This is a genomic window from Paenarthrobacter sp. NPDC018779 (assembly GCF_044391085.1).
In the GTDB taxonomy this organism is placed as follows: domain Bacteria; phylum Actinomycetota; class Actinomycetes; order Actinomycetales; family Micrococcaceae; genus Arthrobacter.
Window position 1 is genome coordinate 321972 of the sequence record NZ_JBIRZS010000002.1, and the last position, 26487, is coordinate 348458.

23 protein-coding genes and 1 tRNA gene are annotated in these 26487 nt (G+C 64.5%); 14 read left to right on the plus strand and 10 right to left on the minus strand.

Features of this window, described 5'->3' with window-relative positions; translation table 11 throughout:
- Positions 1 to 298 precede the first annotated feature (298 nt).
- The 5 genes from ACH488_RS03800 (at position 299) to ACH488_RS03820 (ending at position 5690) form a co-directional block, all read left to right on the plus strand.
- Positions 299 to 1651 (plus strand): hemolysin family protein, encoded by a 1353-nt coding sequence (locus ACH488_RS03800; RefSeq protein WP_397322361.1) that lies wholly within the window; start codon positions 299 to 301, stop codon positions 1649 to 1651.
- Entirely contained in the window at positions 1648 to 2721 is a 1074-nt protein-coding gene (locus ACH488_RS03805; RefSeq protein ID WP_397322362.1) for a hemolysin family protein, read from the plus strand. Before ACH488_RS03800 ends, ACH488_RS03805 begins: the two co-directional genes overlap by 4 nt.
- Positions 2722 to 2854: 133 nt before the next feature.
- Positions 2855 to 3826: a metal ABC transporter solute-binding protein, Zn/Mn family gene (locus ACH488_RS03810; protein ID WP_397322363.1), complete on the plus strand. Its 972-nt coding sequence runs from the start codon at positions 2855 to 2857 to the stop codon at positions 3824 to 3826.
- A gap of 170 nt (positions 3827 to 3996) precedes the next feature.
- Entirely contained in the window at positions 3997 to 4800 is an 804-nt protein-coding gene (locus ACH488_RS03815; RefSeq protein WP_397322364.1) for a metal ABC transporter ATP-binding protein, read from the plus strand.
- Positions 4800 to 5690, plus strand: coding sequence for a metal ABC transporter permease (locus tag ACH488_RS03820; RefSeq protein ID WP_397322366.1), 891 nt, complete (start codon positions 4800 to 4802; stop codon positions 5688 to 5690). Before ACH488_RS03815 ends, ACH488_RS03820 begins: the two co-directional genes overlap by 1 nt.
- On the opposite strand, the gene ACH488_RS03825 is transcribed toward ACH488_RS03820, so the two are convergent.
- Complete coding sequence (locus tag ACH488_RS03825) at positions 5687 to 6154, minus strand: Fur family transcriptional regulator (RefSeq protein WP_397322367.1); 468 nt, start codon at positions 6152 to 6154, stop codon at positions 5687 to 5689. The genes ACH488_RS03820 and ACH488_RS03825 overlap by 4 nt on opposite strands.
- A gap of 94 nt (positions 6155 to 6248) precedes the next feature.
- On the opposite strand from ACH488_RS03825, the gene ACH488_RS03830 reads away from it, so the two are divergent.
- Complete coding sequence (locus tag ACH488_RS03830) at positions 6249 to 6920, plus strand: MBL fold metallo-hydrolase (RefSeq protein WP_397322369.1); 672 nt, start codon at positions 6249 to 6251, stop codon at positions 6918 to 6920.
- Here ACH488_RS03830 and ACH488_RS03835 read toward each other — a convergent pair.
- On the minus strand, positions 6917 to 8005 hold the full coding sequence (locus tag ACH488_RS03835) for a PLP-dependent cysteine synthase family protein (RefSeq protein WP_397322370.1): 1089 nt from the start codon (positions 8003 to 8005) through the stop codon (positions 6917 to 6919). The genes ACH488_RS03830 and ACH488_RS03835 overlap by 4 nt on opposite strands.
- An 87-nt stretch (positions 8006 to 8092) precedes the next feature.
- Here ACH488_RS03835 and ACH488_RS03840 point away from each other — a divergent pair, with 87 nt between their 5' ends.
- Genes ACH488_RS03840 through ACH488_RS03850 form a run of 3 tightly spaced genes read left to right on the plus strand, consistent with a single transcriptional unit; the run spans position 8093 to position 10568 of the window.
- Positions 8093 to 8995 carry a sulfurtransferase gene (locus ACH488_RS03840; RefSeq protein ID WP_397322371.1) on the plus strand — a complete coding sequence of 301 codons (903 nt, stop codon included), beginning with the start codon at positions 8093 to 8095 and terminating at the stop codon, positions 8993 to 8995.
- Positions 8992 to 10143: an NAD(P)-dependent alcohol dehydrogenase gene (locus ACH488_RS03845; RefSeq protein WP_397322373.1), complete on the plus strand. Its 1152-nt coding sequence runs from the start codon at positions 8992 to 8994 to the stop codon at positions 10141 to 10143. Before ACH488_RS03840 ends, ACH488_RS03845 begins: the two co-directional genes overlap by 4 nt.
- Positions 10140 to 10568, plus strand: coding sequence for an HIT family protein (locus tag ACH488_RS03850; protein ID WP_397322375.1), 429 nt, complete (start codon positions 10140 to 10142; stop codon positions 10566 to 10568). The genes ACH488_RS03845 and ACH488_RS03850 overlap by 4 nt, the downstream gene beginning before the upstream one ends.
- Before the next feature lie 86 nt (positions 10569 to 10654).
- Here the strand turns inward: ACH488_RS03850 and hrpA are convergent, their stop codons facing one another.
- Positions 10655 to 14632, minus strand: a complete 3978-nt coding sequence (gene hrpA, locus ACH488_RS03855) for an ATP-dependent RNA helicase HrpA (RefSeq protein WP_397322376.1) — start codon at positions 14630 to 14632, stop codon at positions 10655 to 10657.
- A 167-nt stretch (positions 14633 to 14799) separates the two neighbouring features.
- Positions 14800 to 14970, minus strand: a complete 171-nt coding sequence (locus tag ACH488_RS03860; protein WP_397322377.1) for a hypothetical protein — start codon at positions 14968 to 14970, stop codon at positions 14800 to 14802.
- A gap of 81 nt (positions 14971 to 15051) precedes the next feature.
- On the opposite strand from ACH488_RS03860, the gene ACH488_RS03865 reads away from it, so the two are divergent.
- A complete protein-coding gene (locus ACH488_RS03865) occupies positions 15052 to 16020 on the plus strand; it encodes a GlxA family transcriptional regulator (protein WP_397322379.1) in 969 nt (322 codons plus the stop codon).
- Between the two features lie 23 nt (positions 16021 to 16043).
- Here the strand turns inward: ACH488_RS03865 and ACH488_RS03870 are convergent, their stop codons facing one another.
- The 6 genes from ACH488_RS03870 to ACH488_RS03895 all read right to left on the minus strand — a co-directional run bounded on the left by ACH488_RS03870 (position 16044) and on the right by ACH488_RS03895 (position 20707).
- On the minus strand, positions 16044 to 16346 hold the full coding sequence (locus ACH488_RS03870; RefSeq protein WP_397322380.1) for a protealysin inhibitor emfourin: 303 nt from the start codon (positions 16344 to 16346) through the stop codon (positions 16044 to 16046).
- Between the two features lie 82 nt (positions 16347 to 16428).
- Positions 16429 to 17445 (minus strand): M4 family metallopeptidase, encoded by a 1017-nt coding sequence (locus ACH488_RS03875; RefSeq protein ID WP_397322382.1) that lies wholly within the window; start codon positions 17443 to 17445, stop codon positions 16429 to 16431.
- Between the two features lie 227 nt (positions 17446 to 17672).
- Positions 17673 to 17745, minus strand: a tRNA-Arg gene (locus ACH488_RS03880).
- Positions 17746 to 17853: 108 nt separating this feature from the next.
- Entirely contained in the window at positions 17854 to 19353 is a 1500-nt protein-coding gene (locus ACH488_RS03885) for an FAD-dependent oxidoreductase (protein ID WP_397322383.1), read from the minus strand.
- Positions 19350 to 20222 carry an FAD:protein FMN transferase gene (locus tag ACH488_RS03890; protein ID WP_397322385.1) on the minus strand — a complete coding sequence of 291 codons (873 nt, stop codon included), beginning with the start codon at positions 20220 to 20222 and terminating at the stop codon, positions 19350 to 19352. The genes ACH488_RS03885 and ACH488_RS03890 overlap by 4 nt, the downstream gene beginning before the upstream one ends.
- A 5-nt stretch (positions 20223 to 20227) precedes the next feature.
- Positions 20228 to 20707, minus strand: coding sequence for a hypothetical protein (locus ACH488_RS03895; protein ID WP_397322386.1), 480 nt, complete (start codon positions 20705 to 20707; stop codon positions 20228 to 20230).
- A 245-nt stretch (positions 20708 to 20952) separates the two neighbouring features.
- On the opposite strand from ACH488_RS03895, the gene argS reads away from it, so the two are divergent.
- From argS to thrC, 4 genes are read left to right on the plus strand one after another with little or no spacing between them, the layout of a single operon-like run.
- Positions 20953 to 22602, plus strand: a complete 1650-nt coding sequence (gene argS, locus ACH488_RS03900) for an arginine--tRNA ligase (RefSeq protein ID WP_397322387.1) — start codon at positions 20953 to 20955, stop codon at positions 22600 to 22602.
- A 6-nt stretch (positions 22603 to 22608) separates the two neighbouring features.
- Entirely contained in the window at positions 22609 to 24072 is a 1464-nt protein-coding gene (gene lysA / locus ACH488_RS03905; RefSeq protein ID WP_397322388.1) for a diaminopimelate decarboxylase, read from the plus strand.
- Entirely contained in the window at positions 24065 to 25381 is a 1317-nt protein-coding gene (locus tag ACH488_RS03910) for a homoserine dehydrogenase (protein ID WP_397322389.1), read from the plus strand. Before lysA ends, ACH488_RS03910 begins: the two co-directional genes overlap by 8 nt.
- A complete protein-coding gene (thrC, locus tag ACH488_RS03915) occupies positions 25382 to 26485 on the plus strand; it encodes a threonine synthase (RefSeq protein WP_397322390.1) in 1104 nt (367 codons plus the stop codon).
- Positions 26486 to 26487 lie beyond the last annotated feature (2 nt).

Consider the following 26487-nt stretch of genomic DNA (forward strand, 5'->3'; position numbering starts at 1 on the left):
CACCAACCCCTGAAAATGAGTAAGGTGCGGGCAGGCTGGCCTGTAAACTGGAATCCTTATGGACAGTAAATCCAGGTGCCGGCCTGGGTACTGCTGGGGGAGCCTGAAGGGCAACTCTCCACAGCGTGCCCCGCGAGCCGGCAACACCCGTTCACATGCCCATCACGCGCCGGCCCTCCACGCCGGTGGTCCGGCAGGTTCCAGGCCTGCGGGACCGGACCAGCCTCCGCCGGCCCTCCGCCGCCGACGCCAGGCGGGCACCCCATCCCACGCACCGGCCCTTGGAGGGATCCGCTAAGTGGAATGGCTCCTCCTCCTTGCCGGCTTTGCCCTGATCCTGGGCACCGGTTTCTTCGTTGCCGTTGAGTTTTCCCTGGTCGCTTTGGACCAGGCAAGCGTTCAGCGCGCGGTGGACAACGGCGACCACGCCGCGGCGCCCTTGCTCAAGTGCCTCAAATCCCTCTCAACGCAACTTTCCAGTTGCCAGCTGGGCATCACCCTCACAACGCTCCTGACGGGTTTCGTCATGGAACCCTCGGTTGGCCAGCTTCTGTCCGGGCCGCTGGGGCTGCTGGGGCTGGCTCCCGAGGTGGCCCGATCCGTGGCACTGGTGGTGGCCATGATGTTGGCAACCCTGCTGTCCATGCTCTTGGGTGAACTCGTGCCGAAGAACATGGCGATCGCCCTCGCTTTCCCCCTGGGCAAGCGCCTTGCCCGCCCCCAGTTGGTCTTCACCGCCGTCTTCAAACCTGCGATCGTGGTCCTCAACGGGTTCTCGAACAAGGTCCTGAACCTCTTCGGGCTGGAGGCCAAGGAGGAAATCTCCGGTGCCCGCACTCCAGCGGAGCTTGCCTCCTTGGTGCGGCGTTCGGCAGAACTGGGCACCTTGGACGCCGGGACTGCCAACTTCGTGGCCCGCACGTTGAACTTCTCCGGCAGGACCGCAGCCGATGTCATGACGCCCCGCATCCGTATGGAAACCATCGATGCCGACCAGCCCGTCACCGATATCCTCGATGCCGCCCGCCGCACCGGCTATTCACGGTTTCCCGTGATCGGCGACTCCGCGGATGATATCCGCGGGGTGGTCCATGTGAAGAAGGCAGTGGCCGTACCGTCCGACCGCAGGGCCAAGCTGGAAGCCGGAGCGATCATGACTGAAGTCCTCCGCGTGCCCGAGACGATCCACCTGGACTCGCTCCTGGCTGAACTGCGTGAAGGAAACCTGCAGCTCGCCGTCGTCCTGGATGAATACGGCGGTACTGCGGGCATTGCCACGCTCGAAGACCTTGTGGAGGAGATCGTGGGCGAGGTGTCCGACGAACACGACAAGGTCCGCCCGGGACTGCTCCAGAGCGCGTCCGGGGATTGGTACTTCCCCGGCCTCCTGCGGCCGGACGAAGTTTCCGAGCAGATTCCCGGCCTGACTGTCCCTGACGAGGCTGCCTATGAAACCGTTGGCGGCTACGTCATGAGCAAGCTGGGCCGCATCGCCAAGGCGGGCGACGTGGTGGACGCCGGCGGAGGGACATTGACGGTTACCAGGATGGATGGCCGCAGGATCGACAGGATCTGCTTCCACCACATCGAGGAGCCGGAAGAGGCCTCCGACGACGGCCGCGCACAGTCCCACGGGGCGGGGGCCCTGTGAGCGACTGGGCAGGCCTGGTATGGCTGGTGATCCTCCTGGTTGGCAATGCCTTCTTTGTGGGCGCTGAGTTCGCGGTCATGTCCGCGCGGCGCAGCCAGATTGAACCCTTGGCGGAGGCAGGGTCCAAGCGCGCGCAAACCACCCTTGTGGCCATGGAAAACGTGTCGTTGATGCTTGCGTGCGCACAGTTGGGCATTACCGTGTGTTCGCTCCTGATCCTGCAGGTTGCGGAACCGGCAATCCACCACCTGCTGGCTGAGCCACTTGAGTTGGTGGGTGTCCCGGTGGAGTTGGCCGACGTGATTGCGTTTGCCATCGCCCTCCTGTTCGTCACGTTCCTGCACGTGACGTTTGGCGAAATGGTGCCCAAGAACATCTCCGTATCCGTGGCAGATAAGGCGGCATTGCTGTTGGCGCCGCCGCTGGTGTTCATTGCCCGTGTGGTCAAACCCATCATCTGGACGCTGAACTGGCTGGCAAACCACATCCTGCGGCTCATGAGGATCGAACCGAAGGATGAGGTTTCATCCTCCTTCACCTTGGAAGAGGTGCAGTCGATCGTCCAGGAGTCCACCAGGCACGGCCTGGTGGATGACGAGGCCGGGTTGTTGACTGGTGCGTTGGAGTTCTCCGAGCACACCGCTTCCCACATCATGGTTCCCCTGGACAAGCTGGTGGTGCTCAAGACGGCTTCCACTCCTGTGGATCTGGAGAAGGCGGTCAGCCGTACCGGCTTTTCGCGGTTCCCCATGGTGGACGACGACGGCGAACTCGCCGGATACCTGCACGTCAAGGACATCCTCTCCATCCCGGAGGAGGGGCGCCGCCACCCGATCGCCGAGGGGCGGATCCGTTCGTTGGCGAACCTTTCCCCGGAGGATGAGATTGAACGGGCCATGTCCGTGATGCAGCGGACGGGTTCACATCTGGCGCGTGTGGTGGGACCGGGCGGGAATACCCAGGGGGTGCTCTTCCTTGAAGATGTCATTGAGCAATTGGTGGGCGAGATCCGCGATGCCACCCAGGCCACCGGGATCCGCCGGCTGGGCGGTGGCGGACAGCAGTCGTAGCGGAGACCACGTCCGGCTATCCGCGGAAAGCGGAGCCATCCAACCCCAAATAGGAATGATTCCTATTTAGGGTTACACTGAAGTCATCCACTTGTTGTGTTTGATTCTCATTTTGAGTAGAGCCGAGGTTTTCGTGCGTCGTAACGCCGCCCGCCTGTCCATGGTCGCAGTGGCCGCTGCTGCTGCCCTGTCCCTGTCCTCCTGCGCCGGCAACGCCGGGGCGGGTTCGCCGTCGTCGTCCGGAGCGATCGAGGTGGTGACCTCCACCAATGTCTACGGCGACATCGTCAAGGTGATCGGCGGGGACAAGGTGAACGTCAATGCCATCATCACCAAGACCAGCCAGGACCCCCATTCCTACGAGGCAAACGCCCAGGACAAACTGGTGATCTCCAAGGCCAGGCTTGTGGTGGAGAACGGGGGAGGCTACGACGACTTCCTCCACAAGATCGCCGACGACACCAACATTGGCCACGACAACATGATCAGCGCTGTAGAGGTGTCCGGGCTGGCTCCAGAGGAGGCCGGCCACAGCGAGGAGGCACACTCCGATGATGCCCACGGCCACAGCCACAGCCACGGGGAGTTCAACGAGCACGTCTGGTACAGCCTGGAGTCCATGGGCAAGCTGGCGGATGCCGTGGCAGCAAAGCTTGGGACGCTGGACAGCGGATCGGCGGCCACGTTCAAGAGCAACGCGGATTCCTTTAAAGGCAAGCTGGCGGAACTGACCGGAAAGCTCCAAGCCCTCAAGGCAAGCAACCAGGACGCGCCCGTGGCCATCACCGAACCGGTTCCCCTCTACCTCCTTGAGGCCGCCGGACTGGTGAACAAGACGCCGGAAGCGTACAGCGCCGCCGTCGAGGAGGGCACGGATGTCCCCGCCTCCGTCCTGAAGGAAACCACCGACCTTGTCTCTGGCGTCAGGCTGCTGGCGTACAACGAGCAGACCGAGGGGCCGCAGACCGAGGCCGTCAAGAAGGCGGCGGAGGCTGCCGGCGTGCCGGTAGTGAACTTCACTGAGACGCTGCCTGAGGGCAAGGACTATGTTCAGTGGATGGCCGGCAATGTCGATGCCATCTCAGGGGCACTGGCCAAGCAGTAGGCCCCGACAACCAGCGCCGCGTTGCCGCGGAGGGCACCGCAAGCGTCCTAAGATAATCAGGATGGCTGCGGGGCCCACGCTTGCCATCACCTACCCCGCGGACCATCGCGGCACCCAACTACCACGGCCTGGCGCCGTGCACGGATCGAGGACACCTTTTGACACCGGTAGTGAGCCTCCGCGGAGCGAGCCTGAAGTTCGGCAAGAGGACACTCTGGCAAGACCTTGACCTCGACATCCATCCGGGGGAATTCTTCGCGGTGCTCGGGCCCAACGGCAGCGGCAAGACCAGCTTCCTCAAGGTCCTCCTGGGGCTCCAGGAACTGCACTCCGGAACCGTGGCCCTTGGTGGCCACCCGGTGGAACGCGGGAGCAGGCGCATCGGCTATATTCCGCAGCAGAAGTCGTTCGCACCGGATACGCCCCTTCGCGCCAGGGACCTTGTGGGCCTGGGGATCGACGGACACCGTTGGGGCCTCAGGCTGGCTTCGCGCGCCGTCAACAAGCGCGTGGATGAACTGCTTGAGCTGGTGGGCGCCGCGGATTACGCAAAGGTTCCGGTGGGCCAATTGTCCGGCGGCGAACAGCAGAGGCTCCGGGTTGCCCAGTCCTTGGCCACCGAACCGCAGGTCCTGCTCTGCGACGAGCCCCTGCTGTCATTGGACCTCCACCACCAGCAGGCCGTCAGTTCGCTCATCAACGAGCAATGCCATTCCCGCAACAGCGCAGTGGTGTTCGTGACGCATGAAATCAACCCTGTCATCGACTACGTGGACCGCGTGCTCTACCTCGCCGGCGGCCGGTTCCGGGTGGGGACCCCGCAGGAAGTGATGACCACCGAAGTCCTCTCGGATCTCTACAACAGCCATGTGGAGGTTATCCACGCCAACGGAAGGATCGTCGTCGTGGGTCTTCCCGACGCCACCACGCACTTCCATGACGATGCCCACGCGGCTTCCGGGGAGGAGTTCTGATGGACTGGGGAAGCGTCCTGCAGACGATCTTCAATTTCGAGAACTACGGCGAGTTGCTGGTCCTGGTGCAGAACTCCATCTGGGCGGGCGCCGTCCTGGGCCTGCTGGGCGGGCTGGTAGGCACCTTCGTGATGAAACGGGACCTTGCCTTTGCCGTGCATGGCATCTCCGAGCTCTCCTTTGCCGGTGCCGCTTTTGCCCTGCTCATTGGTGCCGACATTATTTTCGGCTCGCTCATAGGTTCCGTGGCCGCGGCCGTCCTCCTGGGCTTCATGGGTGTCAGGGCGCGGGACAAGAACTCGATCATCGGCGTCATCATGCCCTTCGGGCTCGGCCTGGGGATCCTCTTCCTGGCCCTCTATGAAGGACGCGCGGCCAACAAGTTCGGCTTGCTGACCGGCCAGATCGTGTCCGTGGACACCGTCCAGTTGCAGGTCCTCGCCGGAACGGCCGTGGTGGTAATGCTTGCCCTGGCCGCCATCTGGCGGCCCTTGAGTTTCGCGAGCGTGGATCCGGACATGGCCGAGGCACGCGGCGTGCCGGTGCGTGGGATCGCCATCGGCTTCATGGTGCTCCTGGGCGTGAGCGTGGCATTGTCCATCCAGATCGTGGGCGCACTCCTGGTGCTCGCGCTCCTGATTACTCCGGCGGCGGCGGCCCTCCGGGTAACGACGTCACCGCGGTTGGTGGTGTTGCTGAGCGTCGCTTTCGCCATCACTGCCACGGTGGGTGGAATTCTCCTGGCCCTCGGCAGCCGGATCCCCATCAGCCCCTACGTCACCACGTTGTCCTTCCTGATCTACGTGGTGTGCCGGGTGATCGGCCGGGTCCGGGCCAGGCGGGGACTCAACGGACGCGTGTCCCGGGACCAGCCGGCGAGGGCGCTCTAAAGCTTGCCTTCGGCCTTCCTGGCGGTGCACTCCGGGCACAGCCCGAAAATCTCAACGGTGTGGGCCACTTCCGTGAAACCGTGCTCGGCAGCCGTACGGGCGGCCCAGGTTTCGACGGCGGGCGCCTCGACCTCCACGGCTTTGCCGCAGTTGCGGCACAGGAGGTGGTGGTGGTGCCCGGTGACGGCGCAACGCCGGTAGACGGCCTCGCCATCGCCGTTGCGCAGGACATCGATCAAGCCGTCATCCGCGAGGGATTGCAGGATGCGGTAGGCCGTAGCCAACGAAACCGAGACGCCTTTGTTCTGCAGGAGGCGGTACAGCTCCTGCGTGCTGACGAAGTCGTCCAGTTCATCCAACGCAGCGCTGACCGCCAGGCGTTGCTTGGTGACGCGCTGCTCCTTGACACCGCCGGAAGCAGGCGCAGATGGACCACTCGTGGCGGACTGGGTGCCGTGTGGCATTGTGGAAGGCTCCGTTTCCTGGGGTGCTGGCGAGTCCCAATTTTACCAGCCGGGCTGCTTGGAAACCCTTTGCGGCGGACCATAGGCTGTGACCATGAAGCTCACCAAGTACACGCATGCCTGTGTCCGCCTGGAAAAGGACAGCCACGTCCTGGTCATTGATCCGGGGACGTTTTCCGAATCGAAGGAAGCCCTGGACGGTGCGCAGGCAGTACTTATCACCCATGAGCACGCGGACCATATAGACCAGCCTGCGGTCCTTGAGGCCATGGAAGCCAATGGGGGACTGGAGCTGTATGCTCCGGCGGGGGTGGCCAACTCGGTGAAGAAGGCCGCGGAGGATGCGTCCGCCGGAAACGTGGCAGACCGCATCCATGCCGTCGATCCCGGTTCGGCCTTCGAAGCGGCCGGATTCGACATCAAGACGTTCGGTGGCCAGCACGCGTTGATCCACGCCCAGATTCCGGTGGTCTCCAACATCGGCTACCTCGTGGACGGCAACGTGTTCCATCCTGGTGATTCCTTCGTGGTACCGGACGGAATCGACGTCAAGACACTCCTGGTGCCCATCCATGCGCCGTGGTCCAAGGTGGGCGAAGTGGTGGACTTCGTGATCGCAGTCCGTGCGCCGAAGGCTTTCCCCGTCCACGATGCCTTGCTCAACGACCTTGGCCGCGGCCTGGTCGAGGGCCACGTGACGCGCATCGGAGCGCGGTACGGAACCACGTACGCATCACTGGCTGCACGCGAGAGCGTCGAGGTCTAGTCCCCGTTGTTCCAGGCTCCGGTCTCGTGGAACGTGTCAAGGACGGTTTCGAACGGGGCCGGATCCAGTCCCTTGCCGGCCAGCCATCCGGCGTCGTAATAACTGCCCGCGTAGCGGTCACCGGCGTCGCACATGAGCGAGACGATGCTGCCCGCCCTGCCTTCGGCCACCATCTCCGCAACCAGCTGCCAGACGCCCCACAGATTGGTGCCCGTGGACGGCCCCGTGTGCAGGCCGGTGAGTTTCTTCAGGTGCCGCATGGCGGCAACGGAGGCAGCGTCCGGGACTTGGATCATGTGGTCGATGACCGCCGGGACGAAGCTGGGCTCGGCCCTGGGGCGGCCGATGCCTTCGATGCGGGAGGGCAGGCCCGTAGCGGTTCCCGCCGTTCCGTCCCGCCAGGCCGGGTAGAATGCTGAGTTCTCCGGATCCACCACGGCCAGCCGGGTGCTGTGCCGGTTGTAGCGCAGGTAGCGGCCAATGGTGGCGCTGGTTCCGCCGGTGCCGGCGCCCACCACGATCCATTCCGGAACCGGGTGGCGTTCCAGCGCAAGCTGCTCGAAGATCGATTCGGCGATGTTGTTGTTGCCTCGCCAGTCCGTGGCCCGTTCGGCGAAGGTGAACTGGTCCATGTAGTAGCCGCCGGACGTCCGGGCGGTCTGTTCGGCAACCGCGTAGACCTCCGAGGCATGGTCAACCAACAGGCAGGCGCCGCCGAACTCCTCGATCAGGGCGATCTTCTCGGCGCTGGTGCTCTTGGTCATGACGGCGATGAAGGGCAAGCCGATGAGCCGGGCGAAATAGGCTTCGGAGACGGCGGTGCTGCCGCTGGACGCTTCCACGATGGTGGTGCCTTCGGTGATCCAGCCGTTGACCAGGCCGTAGAGGAAAAGGGACCGCGCCAGGCGGTGCTTGAGGCTGCCGGAGCGGTGGGTCGATTCGTCCTTGAGGTAAAGGTCCACGCCCCAGTGTTCGGGCAATGGAACCGCGTAGAGGTGCGTGTCCGCCGACCGGTTGTTTTCGGCCTCGATCTTGCGGATGGCCTCGTGGGCCCAGGCCCTGTCCTGAATGCACGAATTGCTCACCGGACAAGCCTACCGGCGGCTGCGCCCTGCGGGCCGGACTAGGCTGGAACCAGACATCAGCAGGGAACTGCTTAGCGAAGGAGAATCATGGCGATCCTGATTGACGCAGCCGGGTTGCAGCGCCGCCTCGACGCGGGAGAGCGTACCGTGCTCCTGGACGTGCGGTGGGTCCTGGGACGGACTGACGGGCACAGCGAATACGTGGCCGGGCACATCCCGGGCGCGGTTTTCGTGGATCTTCCCAGCGAGCTCGCCGACCATGCGCAACCGTCCCTGGGCAGGCACCCGTTGCCCTCCGTGGCCCGCTTCCAGGAAGCCGCGCGGCGTTGGGGCATCAACGACGGTGACACCGTGGTCGCCTACGACAACAGCGGCAGCATGGCGGCCGCCCGGGTCTGGTGGATGCTCCGAAACGCAGGGGTCGCCTCGGTGTACCTGCTCGACGGCGGCCTGGCCGCCTGGCGTGCGGCAGGGAACCGCGTGGAGGCAGGCGAGGTGACTCCCGACGTCGGGCAAGTCACCTTGGGCGACGGGGCAATGGCGACGATCGGCGAGGGCGAAGCTGCCCAATGGCACGGTGAACGCCTGCTGCTCGATGCCCGTGCGGGGGAGCGGTACCGGGGCGAGGTGGAACCGATCGACCCACGGGCAGGACACATCCCGGGTGCCGTGAGTGCGCCCACCACGGCCAACGTGACCGCCGACGGCACGTTCCTGCCCGCCGCGGAACTCAGGGAGCGATTCGAGGAGTTGGGCGTGGGAGCGTCATCCGAGGTAGCTGTCTACTGCGGTTCGGGTGTGACGGCTGCCCACCAGATCGCCGCCCTGGAAATCGCCGGCTTCGAGGCCGCGTTGTTCCCGGGATCGTTTTCGCAATGGTCGAACAACGACGCGAATCCCGTCGCGGTGGGTGACCGACCCTTCGAAGCGGAGGGCGTCGCCGGGCCGAGTGGCACCAGCAGCGCCGCCGGGAGTAGCGTCAAAGCATGACCCCCGGACGCCCTGTGCCCCCGCCCCTTGGAAAAACAATCACCCCTGAAGCATCGCCGTCGTTCGCCGGTTCCCTGCTCGCGGCCGCCTATGGTGCCACGTCGCCGGAAAGCGGCCTGGTGCCGCTGACCGTTTCCCGGCGGGCGCCCAAGGAAGACGACGTGGAGATCGCGATCGAATTCTGCGGGCTCTGCCACTCCGATGTCCACGCCACCAGGGGCGAGTGGCGCATCCCGCCGTACCCCCTGGTGCCAGGCCACGAAATCGTGGGACGGATTACCCGGGTCGGTTCCGCGGTGCAGGATTTTGCGCCCGGCGACCGTGTGGGCGTCGGCTGCATGGTGGACTCCTGCCGCGAATGCGACAGTTGCCTTGAAGGCCTGGAACAGTACTGCGAGCGGGGAAACGTTGGCACGTACGGCGCCAAGGATCCCCGCAACGGCGACGCCGTCACCCAAGGCGGTTACTCCACCTCGGTGGTGGTGGACCGCCGGTTCGTCCTGCGTATTCCGGATGGGCTGGACCCGGCGGCCGCAGCGCCGCTCCTGTGCGCCGGAATCACCACCTACTCGCCGTTGCGCTACTTCGACGTCGAGGAAGACGACGCAGTGGGCGTCGTTGGACTCGGCGGGCTGGGGCACATGGCGGTCAAGATCGCCAAGGCCATGGGTGCCGATGTTACGGTCTTCACCACTTCCGCTGACAAGTTCGCGGCTGCCCGTGAGCTTGGTGCCCACCACGTGGTGCTGTCCACCGACTCCGAAGCAATGGAAGCCGCCACCAGGAGCATCGACGTGATCATCGATACCGTCGCCGCACCCCACGACCTCAACCCGTACTTCAAGACGCTCCGCCTGGACGGTGCGTTGTTCCAACTGGGCCTGCCTGCGGAGGATATGCCGCCAGTGAGCCCGGGGCTGTTGATCCGGCGCCGCCTGGCCTATGCCGGGTCCCTGATCGGCGGCATCGCGGAGACCCAGGAAATGCTGGACTTCTGCGCCGCGCATTCGGTGGCGAGCGATATTGAAATCGTCGGAGCCGATCAACTGAACCAGGCCTACGACCGCATGGTGGCAGGCGACGTGAAATACCGGTTCGTGTTGGACACTTCGACACTCCAGGAACCTTCGGAAAGGGCAGACGCATGAGCACGCTGTTTACCAGGATCATCAACGGGGAGATTCCCGGCCGTTTCGTGTGGAAGGACCCGGAGGTGGTGGCGTTCCTGACCATCGCGCCCATCACGTCCGGACACACCCTGGTGGTTCCACGCGATGAGGTGGATTCGTGGACCCATGCCAGCCCCGAACTGCTGGGCAAGGTCATGGACGTTGCCCAGAAGATCGGCAAGGTACAGGAAGACGTGTTCGATGCCAAGCGGGTTGGCGTCCTCATGGAGGGCTTCGAAGTGGACCACCTCCACGTCCACGTGTGGCCGGCCTATTCGATGGCCGACTTCGAGGTGCATAACGTGGACCACAATCCTGACCCGGCCATCATGGACGCCACAGCCGTGAAACTGCGCGCGGCGCTCCGCTCCGCCGGCCACGGCGACGTGGTTCCGGAGGACTGATCCCTTACCTCTTAACCCGGTGGTGCTTTTTCAGCGCCACCGGGTTCTTTTTTTGGGCCGGAGCCCGGCCGGGCACCGGAGGGCCATCAGGCGGGTGCGAGGGCCTGGTTAAGGACGGTCCGGATGCGCTTCTCGGACACGGAATACGCCGTGCCAAGCTCCACCGCGAAGAGGCTCACCCTGAGTTCTTCGATCATCCAGCGCACCCGGGTTAAATCAGGCCCGATCCTGCGTCCCGGCAGGAGCGCGGAGACGGCGTCGTCGTAATCGTCTTCAAGGCCCTGGATCACGGCCATGTTGAGGCCATCGCGTTGGACGTTGCCGGGCAGCTTTTCGAGCCGCTTTTCCATGGCCTGCAGGTAGCGTGGCACTTGGCTCAACTGGGCGTAGCCCGTCTGTGCCACAAACCCGGGAAAGACCAATTGCTCCAACTGGCTCTTCATGTCGTTCAAGGCACTGATCAGGGCGAGGCTGGCACTGCCCTTCAGTTGCTTCTGGATCCGGCGCGTACTGGCCAGGATGCGCTCGACGACGGCAGTTACCGTGAAGACGGTATCGATCAGTTCCGCACGGACCGCCTCGTATAACGCATCGAACGCCTCCTTGTCCCAAGGAAGGTCCCTGGGCGTCAGCTTGTCGATGGCGGCCAGGGCGCAATCGGCGATCAGGGCATTGACCGAGCCGTGCGGATTCTGGCTGAAGGTCAGCTTCTCCGTGTTGCTCAGGTGTTCCAGGACATAGCGGTCCGGCGACGGAATGCGGAGGGCCAGGAGCCGGATTACTCCGCCACGCATGGCAGCTTCCTGCTCCTGCCGGGTCTGGAATACCCGCAGGGAAACGGATGATCCTTCGTCCACCAACGCAGGGTAGCCCGTGACGGCATGGCCTTTGACGGTCCTGGTAACCTGGCGTTCCACCGGGCCGAAATCCCAGGAAGTGATGCCGTCGCGCTCGGCAACAGCGCCGTTGCCCGACGTGTTTGACGCCGCGGGCGCCGGTTGGGAACCCTTGCCTTCGCTGCGGGCCGGACCGTTCTTCGGGGCCCGGGTGGTGGCCGGCGTCGCTCCGAGCGACTCTGCGATGGCGCGACGGGTGGCCGGGGCCAGGGCTTCCTGGAGGCCGGCGAGGTCCTTGCCTTCGCCCAGGACCTTGCCGCGGCTGTCCACTACTTTGAAACTCACCCGCAAGTGCGGGGGAACTGCCGCCCAGTTCCACGAGCCCGGCGGAATGATGTGCCCCTTCAACCGGCGCAGGACCAGCTCGAGCGAGGTTTCCAGCTCATCCGAGGCGGGGTCGAAGTCCGCTTCAAGGGCAGCGGTTGCCTGGCGCGCGACGTCGGGGGCCGGAACAAAGTTCTTCCGGACCTGCTTGGGCAAGGACTTGATCAATGCGGTGACCAGGTCCACCCTCTGGCCCGGGATCTGCCAACGGAAAGGAGCGTCCTCCATTTGGTTCAGGAAAAGCACGGGTACTTCGGCCGTGACGCCATCCGAGGGATTAGGTGCCGAACCAGGCGCCACCGGGTGGAACTCGTAGCTCAGCGGAAGCTCGAATCCCTTGTGCACCCAGACCTTGGGGTAGGCCGAGTCATCCAGGTCATCGGCGTCTTCGGACATCAGGAAGGATTCATCGAAGTCCAACAACGTGGCGTCGGACTGGCGGGCTTCCTTCCACCACTTGTCGAAGTGCCGCTCGGACACCACGTCCTTGCCCACACGGGCATCGTAGAACTCGAAGAGCGTTTGGTCGTCCACCAGGATGTCCCGGCGCCGCATCCGGGTCTCCAGTTCCTCGACTTCCTGGAGGAGGGCGCGGTTCCGGTGGAAGAACTTGTGGTGGGTGCGCCACTCACCCTCCACCAGGGCATGCCGGATGAACAACTCCCGCGACAGTTCGGGGTCGATCCGGCCGTAGTTGACGCGGCGGTTGGGAATGATCGGCACCCCATACAGGGTGACTTTCTCGTGCGCCAGCACCGCACCCTGGCGCGACGACCAGTGCGGTTCGCTGTAAGTGCGCTTGACCAGGTCCGGGGCCACTTGCTCGGCCCACAACGGATCAAACTTCGCAGCCACGCGGGCCCAGAGCCGGCTGGTCTCCACCAGCTCCGCCGCCATGACGAACGCAGGAGACTTCTTGAACAACGCCGAGCCGGGGAAGATCGCGAAACGGCTGCCGCGTGCGCCGGCGTACTCGCGCTTGCGTTCGTCGTAGATGCCAATGTGGCTCAACAAGCCGGACAGCAGGCTGATGTGGATGCCGTCGTGGTGCCCCACGGGATCGGCTACCCGGGTGTTGTCCAAGGTAATGCCCAGTGGCTTGGCCAATTGCCGAAGCTGGGTGAAAAGGTCCTGCCACTCCCTGATCCGGAGGTAGTTGATGAACTCCGTGCGGCATAGGCGGCGGAACTGCGTGGAGGACAACTCGCGCTGTTTTTCCTGCACGTAGTTCCACAAATTGAGGTATCCGGTGAAGTCGGAGTTCTCATCGCGGAAGCGGGCATGCTTCTCCGAGGCGAGCTGCTGCTTGTCCGTGGGACGCTCACGGGGATCCTGGATGGTCAGCGCCGCCGCAAGGATCATGACCTCACGGACACAACCGCGCTTCCCGGCTTCCACGATCATGCGGCCCAGCCGGGGGTCCACAGGCAGCTGGGCGAGTTTCTGCCCGACGGCGGTCAGTCCACTGCCGCCGCGGCCCTGGCTGCCGCGGCGGTGCCCGCCCCGGACCGTGGCCGGCTGATCCTGGCCGTCTTGTTGCCGGGGCGCGCTCAAGGCGCCGAGTTCGCGGAGGAGGGTGACGCCGTCGTTAATGGCACGCGAGTCCGGCGGCTCCACGAACGGGAAGTTTTCCACGTCCTTGGGACCCCGGGCCACGCCCATGGCAGTCATTTGCAGGATGACGGCTGCGAGGTTGGTCCGCAGGATTTCCGGGTCGGTGAATTGCGGGCGGGACTCGAAGTCTTCCTCCGAATAGAGCCGGATGGCGATGCCCTCGGAGACGCGTCCGCAGCGTCCGGAGCGCTGGTTGGCCGAGGCCTGCGAGACCCGCTCGATCGGCAGCCGCTGGACCTTGGTCCGGTGCGAATACCGCGAAATGCGGGCTGTTCCCGTGTCCACCACGTACTTGATGCCCGGAACAGTCAGGGAGGTTTCCGCCACATTGGTGGCCAGGATGATGCGGCGTTTGCCGCCCGGGTTGAACACCCGGTGCTGCTCCTGCAGGCTCAAGCGTGCATACAGCGGGAGGACCTCCGTGCCTGCCAGGCGGCGGTTGCCCTGGATCCGGCTGTTGAGTGCCTCGGCGGCATCGCGGATCTCGCGCTCGCCGGAGAAGAAGACAAGGATGTCCCCGGGCGCCTCCTTGGCGAGCTCGTCCACGGCGTCGCAGACGGCGTCCAAGGGATCCCGGTCCTCTTCGAGTTCGTCGTCGGTGTCATGGTCGTCACCGCTTGGCTGCGAGAGCGGACGGTAGCGGATTTCCACGGGATATGTCCGGCCCGAGACCTCGATGATCGGAGCCGGCGAGTCCTCCGTGCCGAAATGCCTGGCGAAGCGGTCGGGGTCAATGGTGGCCGAGGTGATAATGACCTTCAAGTCCGGGCGCTGGGGGAGGATCCGCTTCAGGTAGCCGAGGATGAAGTCGATATTAAGGCTGCGCTCGTGGGCTTCGTCAATAATGATGGTGCTGTATTTGCGCAGCAGTTTGTCCCGCTGGATTTCGGCCAGCAGGATGCCGTCGGTCATGAGCTTGACCTTGGTGGCCGCACTGACCTCGCCGGTGAAGCGGACCTGGAAACCGACTTCCGCACCGATGTCCACGCCAAGCTCGGAAGCGATCCGCTCCGCTACCGTCCGGGCAGCGAGCCGCCGCGGCTGGGTGTGGCCGATCAGTCCCTTCTCGCCCAATCCGAGTTCCAGGCACATCTTGGGAATCTGGGTTGTCTTCCCCGAGCCGGTCTCGCCGGCGATGATGGTCACCTGGTTCGCGGCGATGGCCGCCATCAAATCCTCGCGGCGCTCGGAGACGGGGAGCTCGGCGGGGTAGGAAATATGAAGTGTCATGGTTGATGCCAGTCTACTGCCGGGCATCAGGCGGTGTGCCGCACAGGCAGGGGAGGCGCAGAGGGACGCCCGTTGGTTCATGGAGTCCTGCAGTAACTCCGTGAACCAACGGGCGCCGGATGGATGGGGCGTGCGTGGATCCTTGACAGTGTTCCGGGCTGGCGGGCTCAGTAGATCCGCGGGTTCCAGTAGGGGCTGCTGGGGGCCTCGAAGGCGCTCCAGGGTTCCTTGGAGGAGATGGGCGGGTTGTGTCCGCGGCCGTCCTTCAGGAGGGCGGCGATGGTGGCTGAAACGGCGGTGATGAGGACGATGAAGAGGATAATTCCGAAGATTTCCATGCCTCCATCCTTCTCTTGCAGGCACTGGGAAAACAGTGGCAGAAATGACCCAAATGAACAATTTTCTGCCATAATGGAGAGATGTTGACATCAGTGGCCGTGATAGTGGTTCCCAACTTCTCCATCTTTGAGTTCGGCACTGCGTTCGAGGTTTTCGGCATCGACAGATCGGACAGGGGAGCCGGTGTTCCCGCCTTCGATTTCCGCGTATGTGCGCCCGAACCCGGCGATGTCCGCATGAAGTCCGGGCTCTCCCTGCACGTCAATCTCGGCCTGGAGGCAACAGCGGACGCTGACTTGGTGATCATGGCGCCCTTTGGCCGGGACCAGGAGGTGCCGGAGTCTGTCTACACGGCTTTGCGCGCTGCCCATGAGCGCGGGGCCTGGGTGATGTCCATCTGCTCGGGAGCGTATGCCTTGGCGCGGGCAGGGCTTCTGGAAGGGCGCCGTTGCACCACCCACTGGCATTACTCCCAGGACCTCGCCAGCCGGTATCCCGGGGTGATCGTGGACGAAAATGTCCTCTACGTCCAGGACGGAAACATCATCACCAGCGCCGGAACCGCCGCCGGCATCGACGCGTGCCTGCACCTGGTGCGGGTGGAGTTGGGGGCCAACGTGGCCGCATCCATTGCGCGCGACATGGTGGTTCCCCCGCACCGCGACGGCGGACAGGCCCAATTCATCGACCGGCCCATGCCAACCTGCGGTTCGGCGCCGATGGAGGCCCTCCTGCGCTGGATGGTGGAGCATTTGGACCAAGAGCACAGCGTGAACGATCTTGCAGCCCGGCTCCACATGTCCCCGCGCACCTTCGCCCGACGCTTCCGCGCCGAAACGGGCGCAACACCCGCCGCATGGTTGAACTCCCAGCGGGTTCTCCGCGCACAGGAACTGCTGGAAACCACGGAACTGAACATCGACGAGATTGCACGTGAGGCCGGCTTTGGGCATTCGGTGCTGTTGCGACACCACTTCACGAAAGTGCTGGATACGAGCCCCCAGAGTTACCGCAGGGCCTTCCGGGGGCAGTTGGCCGAGGCAATCTAGCGGCTGTCAGAGGCGGCGGGGGACTAGCGGCGGCCGCCCACGCGCCCACGCGTTTCGGCGCCTTCGGCCTTGGCGCACTCCACGAGGTCCTGCCACGGTCCAGTGACGGCCCGCTCGGGCAGGGTAGCCCGGCGTTGCCCTGCCCGGATGGAGTACATGAAACGGTCGGGTTCGTTCAGTGCGCGGGCCTGGTTCTTGGCTTCCTCCCAGGGGCAGGCCTCCACCATGGGCATCCAGCGCTCTTTTTGGTCTGCGGACACGGCCTCGACGCTCCAGACGCGGGTCATGGCGGCGACGCCCCCGCTGCGTTGGACGGTGATCTTCATGTCCGGCTGCTTTCCCGTTAACTGGCCTGCGGCGGCCAGTCCGGGGCGGGACTGCAGGGAGTGCGCAATCCCGCCGGCTGGCCTAAACCTTCACCTTCACAGTGTCCCACGCCTTCCGGACGGCGTCATGCTCTACCGAGCCGGCACCGAAGAGCTCCTCCGCCGTGGACAGTGTGGTCCTGGCGAACTTGCCGAACGTGCAGGCAGGAGGCAGGGAGCCGCTGGTCAGCGTTCCGTACCAGATCTGGCCCGGGGCGCCCCAGGCGTTGCCGCCGAGCTCGGCTGCCACCAGGTAGAAGGCACGGTTGGGGATTCCGGAGTTGATGTGAACGCCGCCGTTGTCAGCGCTGGTGCGGACGTAGGTGTCCATGGAGTCGGGCTGCGGGTCCTTGCCCAACACGTCGTCGTCATAAGCGGTGCCGGGCGCTTTCATGGACCGCAGTGCAGCGCCCTGGACCTTCTCGGTGAACAGTCCTTCACCGATCAGCCATGACGCCTGCGCGGTGGTCTCCTGCTTCAGGTACTGCTCCACCAGCACGCCGAAGACGTCGGACATGGACTCGTTGAGCGCGCCGGCCTGGTTGCGGTAGGCAAGTCCGGCCGTGAACTGCGTGACACCGTGGGCGAGCTCGTGGCCAATGACGCTGACCGATTTGGTGAACCGTTGGAACACTTCACCGTCGCCGTCCCCGAAGACCATCTGCCGGCCGTCCCAGAACGCGTTGTCATAGAGATTGCCGTAGTGGACGGTGGCATCCAGCGGCAAGCCGGCGCCGTCGATCGAATCGCGGCCGAAGATGTCCGCGTAGAGGCGGTGGGTGCTGCCCAGGCCGTCATATGCTTCGTCCGCCGCGACATCGCCAGTGGCAGCAGCGCCCTCCTTGCGTACCAGTTTGCCGGGCAGATTCTCCGAGGTGTCGGCGTCGTAGATGGACCGCTTGGGTGGGCCCGGCTGGGCTTGCCGGGCGCTCGGCGGTGCGGACGGTGCAGGAGCCGAGCGGACGGCCTGCAGTTCCTTGATGTGCAGCAAGGACTCCTTGGCAGCCCTTGCCACGGCCCAGAGCCGCGGCTCACTCCGGGCGGCAAGCTTACGCAGCATGTATGGCGGAACGATCGAACAAAACACGGCAACCCCTTTGGCTGGAAACGTCTGACGGGCAACTTGTGCCCAGCTTAGGATCGGGGGCCGACATTTTGGCCGTGGGCCTCCGGCAAGCCTCGAACTGATAGCCCTGCCTTGCGTTTCCGGGCCAGTGCTGCGGCCGGCAGAATGCCTCGTGCGGACATGAAAATACCCCGCCAGCTTGGCTGGCGGGGTATTCAATGTGCCCTCGATAGGATTCGAACCTACGGCCTTCTGCTCCGGAGGCAGACGCTCTATCCCCTGAGCTACGAGGGCAACCGGGGTTCCCTCCGTTGCCGGTGGGACGTCCTAGAGCTTAGCAGCCCACGCGGTGCAAAGGAAAACCGGGCACCACCTCGGCAAACACGCGGAGGCCTGCACGTCTCAATACCCGGCGAAGGAGTCCACATGCACCTTCCGTGCCCCTGCCCCGCGTGCGGCTGCCCGGAGTGAATCCACGCTCGCCGGAGACCCGGAGACGTACACCTCACGGTCCTTGACGTCCGGAACCAGCTCGGCAAGGCGCGCCGCATCGATCCTTGAGCTGCCGGCGTCGTGCATGAACTCAGGCGGCGTGGAACCGTCCGCCAGCCGGGCAATCACGTGGGCACCCGAGGCCTCCAGTTGTTCGCAGGCAGCCAGCTCGTCCCGGCTCTTCGCCAGGTACAACACCACAGCGTCCCTGGAGGCCTCGGACGCAAGGTGGGACAGGAAAGCCGTGATCCCGATGCCGGCGGCTATCAGCAGGACCGGCCTGCCGGCGTCGTGGGGCAGCAGGAAGTCGCCGCCCACGGCCGTACCGGCCACCCGGTCTCCCGGCTTCAACGCAAGCAACGATTTCTTCGCCGAGGAGAGCGGTTCGGCAGTTCCCACTCCAAAGGTCACTTCCGGCGCTCCCGGGGCGCTGGTGATGCTGAACACCCGGCGCCGTCCTTTGCCGTCCGAACCCGAGTGGGGGAGGTTGAGTTCCATGAACTGCCCGGCCGCAAAACGTACCGGCCGCCGTGGTTCGAAGCGGAACTCCGTGGTTCCGGGCGTAAGCTTCCGCGAGTCCTTGAACGTCAGTTCCACGCCACCGCGCTGGCCGAGGAAGAACGCCAACGCGTTGCCCACCAGCAGGGCCAGTTCGGGGGAGTTGGCGACGAAGCCCAGGTTGTACGGAACAGCAAAAACAAGGCCCACGACGGCGGCAAGCGCCAGTTGCTGCCACCGGCGCGGAGGCAGGGTCAGCGGCTCTGAAAGCATGAAGCCCACGAAGAACAACAAGGGGCGTTGTGCCAGCGGCTGCCACAGGGCCTGGCCCGCTGTCATGCCGCGGTTGATCAGCTCAGTGAAGATGATGCCCGTGGCCACCACCAGGAACACCGAGGCCATCAGGAGTTTCCGCGTCCGGTAGAGCACCACGAACACTCCCGGAACCAGCAGCCACAACATGGCCGGAGTGGCCGCCCACCACGTTGCGATGTTGAGCCCCGTCAAGCCGGTGATGAAGGCCCCGGCAGCAGCAGGGTTGAAGATGTGCCGGCCCCGGAAGGCCAAGGCATACTTCGACGCACTGGCCAGGACACAGGCCAGGGCAACCCCGAGCATGTCCATGGCACCGAACGTTGGCCAGAACAGGAAGTAGAGCAGCAGCCCGGTGATGAGCGAGGATTCTGAATGCGGCCGGGTGCGGAACAGTGGCGCCAACAAGCGGTTGGAGGCGTACGTCAGTCCCAGGCACAAGGCCAGGTGCACCAGCATTTGGGGAATGCCGAACGTCAACCAGCCCAGGACATTCAGCACCAGGCTGTACACCACCAGGATCCCCAGGACCCAGAGGATCAGTCGGTACATGGTGAAGCGGCCCAGCCACGTATCCAGTCGCGACTTAACGGCAATCATGAGAACAGTCTCCCCTCAAAGCCGCCAGATAATGTGGCGGCACCATTCGAAAAAACCCGGAGCCAGGAAAAGTCGAACACGGTTTCCAACGTTTCCGGTTCAACCATGAAAAGTGCCGTCGCCAGGGCATCGGCCGCCAGGGCATTTTCCGCCATGGTCCAGGTGGCAACCGTGGTTGGGATGGGTTGCCCGGTGGTCGCATCCAGGACGTGGTGCAGGCCATCGCCCCACGCGCGCCTGTTGGCGGCGGAGGCACACAATGCGGCATTGTCCAGCTCGACCGTTCCGATGGCCTGCTTGGGGTCGTAAGGATGTTCCAGCGCCACGGTCACCGGTTGGCTGCCGGAATGGAGCATGTCCCCGCTGCCATCCACCAGGAAATCCGTGTGGCCGGCCTCGCGCAGCACGCCGCCCAGCAGATCCACGAGTTGTCCCTTCCCGGCCGCGCCTATGTCCAGCACCACTGCCTCCCTGGCCGTGATGGTGGTGCCGTCCCAGTCGAGGACGTCCTCCCAACGCGGCGCGGGCTCGGGCGTTCCCGAGGGAACCAGCGTGTACGCCGCGTCATAGCCCAAACGGTTCAGGCTGCTGCCCACCAGGGGCGTCATGGCGCCCCGGCTGAGCCGGTACAGATCGGCGTAAACCCGGTGCAATGCCCCGGCATGCCGGGGCAGCATGATGGTTCCGGGTGCCTTGGCCAGAGCGGCGACGAGGGAGTCCGGCCTGAACCGCGAATACGTATGGTCGTAGTCAGCGACCATGCCGAGCAGTTCCTCCCGTACCTCCGGAGCGAGCTGTTCCGGCGTCGAAACGTCCCACTGGGTACCGATGCCCGCAAAGCCGAAGGTGCTCCAGCCCGGGTGCGGCATGGCTGCTACTTGGCCTGGGACTTGATCTGCTGGACGGCGTCGTTGAAGCCGCCCGAGGTCAGCGAGGAGCCAGCCACCTTGGATACGTTGAGCTCATCGATGTCCTTGCCCACGATCTGGGCGGCGATGCCGCTGGCGAACTCGCCCTGGAACTTCCTGGTGTTCGGGTTGGACGGGTGCGTGGTGATGTTGACAGCCGAAACCTTGTCCCCGGCGAGGGTCAGTTCGACGCCCACGGTTTCCTGGCCGTTCGGCGACGTGTAAGTTCCGTCGGCGCTGTACGTGCCGTCCTTATAGGTGGAGCCGGTGGTGCCGCTGGACGCAGCCGACGACGCGCTGGGGCTGGTGGTGGATTCCTGGCCGCCGTTCTGGCTGGCCGGTGTCTGCGAGGGGGCCTGCGTACTGGGCGCGCACGCTGCAGCCGTACCAATAATGGAAAGGCCTGCGAAGCCGGCGTAGAGGGTCTTGCGGAGTGGCGTAGTCATGGTTCTGCTCGTTTCAACTGGACAAGATTCGTCTGGACAAGATTCAACTGCTGGGATGGGTCTGGGTTCGGTTTTATCGTTGATGACTTCATGGCCACCTCTTACGTCTTCAACAACGTCGGATTCAGCGTAATGGTTCACCCTGTGCCGGCAGGCGTCCTTTCCTGTGTCCCGGCTGTGGGCACGTTACCCACATACGGCCGTCCAAATTCCGCGACTTTGCGGGCCCCCGGTAGGCTAGATGCGTGACTCCCGAAGAACTCTCCACTGCCATATCCACTTGCCTTAAGGACGCCGTAGCTGCCGGTGAAATTGCCCTGGCGGAATCTGCCCTTCCCAACGACGTCCGAGTGGAACGACCCAAGAACAGGGATCACGGAGACTGGGCCACCAACATCGCCCTGCAACTGGCCAAGCAGGCAGGCACCAATCCGCGGGAATTCGCCGGAATCCTTAGCAACCGCCTGCAGGAAATACCCGGAGTGACCGGCGTGGAAATCGCAGGTCCCGGCTTCCTTAACATCACGGTGGATGCCGCAGCTGCCGGGGCGCTCGCCAAGGTGATTGTGGAGGCCGGCCCGTCCTACGGAACCAACCAGGCGCTCGCCGGCCACATCATCAACATGGAATTCGTGTCCGCCAACCCCACCGGCCCGCTGCACATCGGGCACACGCGCTGGGCTGCCCTGGGTGACGCGATCGCACGCGTGCTGCGTGCTTCCGGCGCAGACGTCACAGCCGAGTACTACATCAACGACGCCGGTTCGCAGATGAACGTCTTCGCCAACTCTGTCCTGTCCCGGTTGCATGGCCGTGGTGTGCCCGAGGGTGGCTATCCGGGTGAATACATCATGGAACTGGGTGACGAAGTCCTGAAGGCCCACCCGGACATCCGTGAATTGACGGACCAAGCTGCGCTGCCGGTGATCCGCGCTGCGGCCTACGAGGCCCAGATGGTGGACATCAAGAACACGCTGGGCGATTTCGGCGTGGACTTCGACGTCTTCTTCTCGGAGAAGGAACTGCACGACGCCGGCGCGATCGAGGCCGCTGTGGCCCGCCTTCGGGAGCAGGGCCACGTGTTCGACGACGGCGGTGCGGTGTGGCTGCGCACCACCGATTTCGGTGACGACAAGGACCGGGTCATGATCCGTGCCAACGGTGAACCGACGTACTTCGCCGCCGATGCTGCCTACTACCTTTCGAAGAAGGACCGCGGCTTCATCGAGAAGATCTACCTCCTCGGCGCCGATCACCACGGCTACATCAACCGCCTCAAGGCCATCGCGGCCTGTGCGGGCGACGATCCCGAGGTGAACATTGAGGTCCTCATTGGTCAGCTGGTTTCCGTTAACGGTGCCAAACTGTCCAAGCGGGCCGGCAACATCATCGAATTGAAGGACCTCATTTCCTGGCTGGGCAAGGATGCCGTGCGCTACTCGCTGGCACGCTTCCCCGCCGACTCGCCGCTGACGCTGGACCCCGAGCTGCTCAAGAAGAACAGCAACGAGAACCCAGTGTTCTATGTCCAGTACGCCCACGCCCGCTCGCGCGGCACGGCCCGCAACGCCGCCGACGCCGGGGTGGACCGTTCGGTCTTCGACGCCGCCCTGCTGGACCATGCCACCGAGAACGAGCTTTTGTCCTACCTGGGCAGCTATCCCTCGATCGTTGCCAAGGCTGCCGAGCTGCGCGAACCGCACCGCGTGGCACGCCACCTTGAGGTCATTGCCGGCGCTTACCACCGTTGGTATGACGCTTGCCGTGTGTCGCCGCAGGGCGATGAACCTGTCCAGGACGTCAACCGCACACGGTTGTGGCTCAATGACGCCACCAGCCAGGTTCTGGCCAACGGACTCGAACTGCTGGGCGTTTCGGCGCCGGAACGGATGTAGGGAACCATGACTGAAAATTCTTCCCCGCTCGCCCCCGGGTGGCTGGCAGTACCGGAAAACCTCGACGCCTTGCAGGAACCCATGTGGGCTGCCGGGGTGGAACGGAATGACGCTGGCGAGGTCACCATCGATGGCCTGTCCGTCAGTGAGCTCAAGGCGCAGTTCGGCACGCCGCTCTTCGTCATGAGCGAGACGGACTTCCGTTCCCGGGCACGCGCCTTCAAGGACGCCTTTGACGCCGCCTTCGCCGACATTTGCGGGGGAGTGGACGTCTACTACGCCGGAAAGTCCTTCCTGTGCACCTCGGTGGCCAGCTGGGTTACCGACGAAGGCCTGCGCCTGGACACCTGCTCGGGCGGCGAGCTGGCTGTCGCGGCGCGTGCCGGGGTGCCGGGCGGCAACCTGAGCCTGCACGGAAACAACAAGTCCGATGCCGAAATCAACAGGGCCCTGGACATGAAGCTTGGCCGCATTGTGGTGGACAGCCTCGATGAGCTGGAACGCGTCGCCAAAATCGCGTCCAGCCGCGGCGAAACCGCCAAGGTCATGCTCCGCCTGACGCCCGGAGTGCACGCCCACACCCACGAATTCATTGCCACGGCCCATGAGGACCAGAAATTCGGGTTGTCCATGGCCGGGGATTCAACGGAGGAAGCGGGCCTGTCCGCAGCCGAGGAGGCCGTGGCAGCAGCAACCTCGTACGCAAGCATTGAACTGCTGGGCCTGCACTGCCACATTGGATCCCAGATCTTCGAGCCCGATGGCTTCGCCCTCGCGGCCAGGAAACTCCTTGCTTTCCAGGCGGCCATGCAGTCCAAGTACGCCATCGTCATGCCTGAGCTCGATCTCGGCGGCGGTTACGGAATCGCCTACACGCCGGTGGACACCCCCCGCCCCGCAGCAGAAATCGCGGAGGCGATGGCCGCCGTCGTACGTTCCACGTGCGCGGAACTGGGCATCGCATCACCCCGCATTTCCATCGAACCCGGCCGGGCGATCGTAGGTAGCACTACCTTCACGCTGTACGAGGTGGGAACCCTCAAGACGGTCCGTGTGGATGCCGAAACGGGGCAAGAAGGCCAGGAGAACGTTACGTATCCCCGCCGCTATGTGTCGGTGGACGGCGGCATGAGCGACAACGCCCGTCCGGTGCTTTACGACGCGGATTATTCGGCCGTTTTGGCTTCCCGCGGCTCCGAAGCGGCTCCGCAGCTGTCCCGCGTAGTGGGCAAACATTGCGAGAGCGGCGACATAGTTGTTAGAGATGTATATCTGCCCGCGGATGTGGCAGCCGGTGATTTGCTCGCAGTACCGGGTACCGGCGCCTATTGCTGGGCACTCTCCAGCAACTACAACTACCTGGCCCGGCCCGGCGTTGTCGCTGTGCGCGACGGAGCCGCCAGGCTCATTGTCCGCGGGGAAACCGAAGAAGATCTCTTGAACCGCGACATGGGAGTGGCGAATGTCTGAAGTGCGAAACCTGAAGGTGGCCCTGCTGGGCTGTGGCAACGTTGGGGCCCAGGTCGCGCGGATTCTGATTGACGACGCCGACGCCCTTGCCGCCCGCAGTGGCGCCCGCCTGGAACTGTCCGGCATTGCCGTGCGCACCATCGACGCGCCCCGCGACGTGGAACTGCCCCGCGAACTCTTCACCACGGACGCCGAGACCCTGGTCAAGGACGCCGACCTCGTGATCGAGCTCATGGGTGGCATTGAGCCTGCCCGTTCGCTGATCCTCACGGCCATCCAGAACGGCGCCTGCGTTGTCACCGGCAACAAGGCCCTCCTGGCGCAGGACGGCCCCACGCTCTACGAAGAGGCGGACAAGGCCGGCGTGCAGTTGTCCTACGAAGCCGCAGTAGCCGGGGCCATCCCCATCCTGCGGCCCATCCGCGACAGCCTGTCCGGCGACCGCATCACGCGCGTGCTGGGCATCGTCAATGGCACCACCAACTTTATCCTGGACCAGATGGACAGCACGGGTGCCCAGTTCAGCGACGCCCTGGCCGAGGCCCAGCGCCTTGGCTACGCGGAGGCCGATCCCACCGCCGACGTCGAGGGCCACGACGCCGCTGCCAAGGCCGCAATCCTGGCGTCCCTGTCCTTCCATACCCGCTTCTCCCTGGACGACGTCTACTGCGAAGGCATCACCAAGGTCAGCGCCGAGGACATCGCATCTGCCAAGGAAGCCGGCTTCGTCATCAAGCTCCTGGCCATCGCGGAGAAGATCGAAGCCTCGGACAATGGCAGCGGCATCTCCGTCCGCGTCCACCCCACCCTGTTGCCGCGCGAGCACCCGCTCGCTGCAGTCCGCGGAGCGTTCAACGCCGTCTTCATCGAGGCCGAGAACGCCGGCGAGCTGATGTTCTACGGCCAGGGCGCAGGCGGAACCCCCACGGCGTCTGCCGTCCTGGGCGACCTCGTCTCCGCCGCCCGCCGGTTGGTACTTGGTGGGCCGGGCCGTACCGAAACCACCACGGGCCATGTTCCGGCCCTCCCGGTGGATGCCTCGAACACCAGCTACTACATTGGCCTGGACGTCGCCGACCAAGCCGGTGTCCTGGCGCGCATCGCCCACATTTTCGCGGAGAACGGTGTCTCCATCGAAATCATGCGCCAGACGATCCACCGGGATTCCGCATCCAAGGTTGAGTCGGCTGAGCTGAAGATCGTGACGCACCGTGCATCCGAAGCTGCACTCGCAGCAACCGTCGAGGCCGTGAAGGGCCTTGACGTCATCAATTCTGTGACATCCGTACTGCGGGTAGAAGGGGTCTAAGTGGCTCACCAATGGCGCGGAGTAATCCGCGAATACGCTGATCGTTTGCCTGTAACGGAAGCCACGAAGGTCATCACCCTCGGCGAGGGCGGCACTCCTCTTGTCCACGCACAGAAGCTTTCTGAGCTGACGGGCTCCCAGGTGTACCTCAAGGTCGAAGGCATGAACCCGACCGGTTCCTTCAAGGACCGCGGCATGACCATGGCAATGACGGCCGCAGTGGAGGCCGGAGCCAAAGCAGTTGTTTGCGCTTCCACCGGCAACACGTCCGCTTCCGCGGCTGCCTACGCCACGGCTGCCGGCCTCAAGTGCGCCGTGCTGGTGCCCGAAGGCAAGATCTCCATGGGCAAGCTGAGCCAGGCCATCGCCCACGGTGCCACGCTGCTGCAGGTGGACGGCAACTTCGACAACTGCCTGGACATCGCCCGCAAGCTTGGCGAGTCCTACCCTGTGTTCCTGGTGAACTCCGTGAACCCGGCCCGTATCCAGGGCCAGAAAACGGGTGCGTTCGAGGTAGTGGACTCCCTGGGCGACGCCCCGGACATCCACGTGCTGCCGGTTGGCAACGCCGGAAACATCAGCGCGTACTGGAAGGGCTACAAGGAGTACTCAGCTCCCTTCGAGACCGCGAATGGCACGCTGCCTGCGGTTTCCACCAAGACCCCCATCATGTGGGGCTTCCAGGCTGCCGGGGCTGCGCCGTTTGTTGCCGGCCACCCCATTACGGAACCGGACACCATTGCCACGGCCATCCGCATCGGCAACCCGGCTTCGTGGGAGACTGCCGAGGCAGCCCGGGACGAGTCCGGTGGCCTCATTGAAGCAGTGACCGACGAGGAAATCCTGGCCGCCCATCGCTGGCTTTCGTCCAAGGAAGGCGTCTTCGTGGAGCCCGGCTCCGCAGCAGGCGTCGCAGGCTTGATCAAGAAGCACGCCGCAGGCGAGGTGCCCTCGGGCAAGACGATCGTCATCACGGTGACCGGCCACGGCCTCAAGGACCCCCAGTGGGCCCTCCGTACCGAGGACGGCAGCGATGTCCAGCCGGTCAAGGTACCGAACGACGTCGTCACCGTTGCAGCAGAACTGGGACTGGAAGAAAAGTAAAG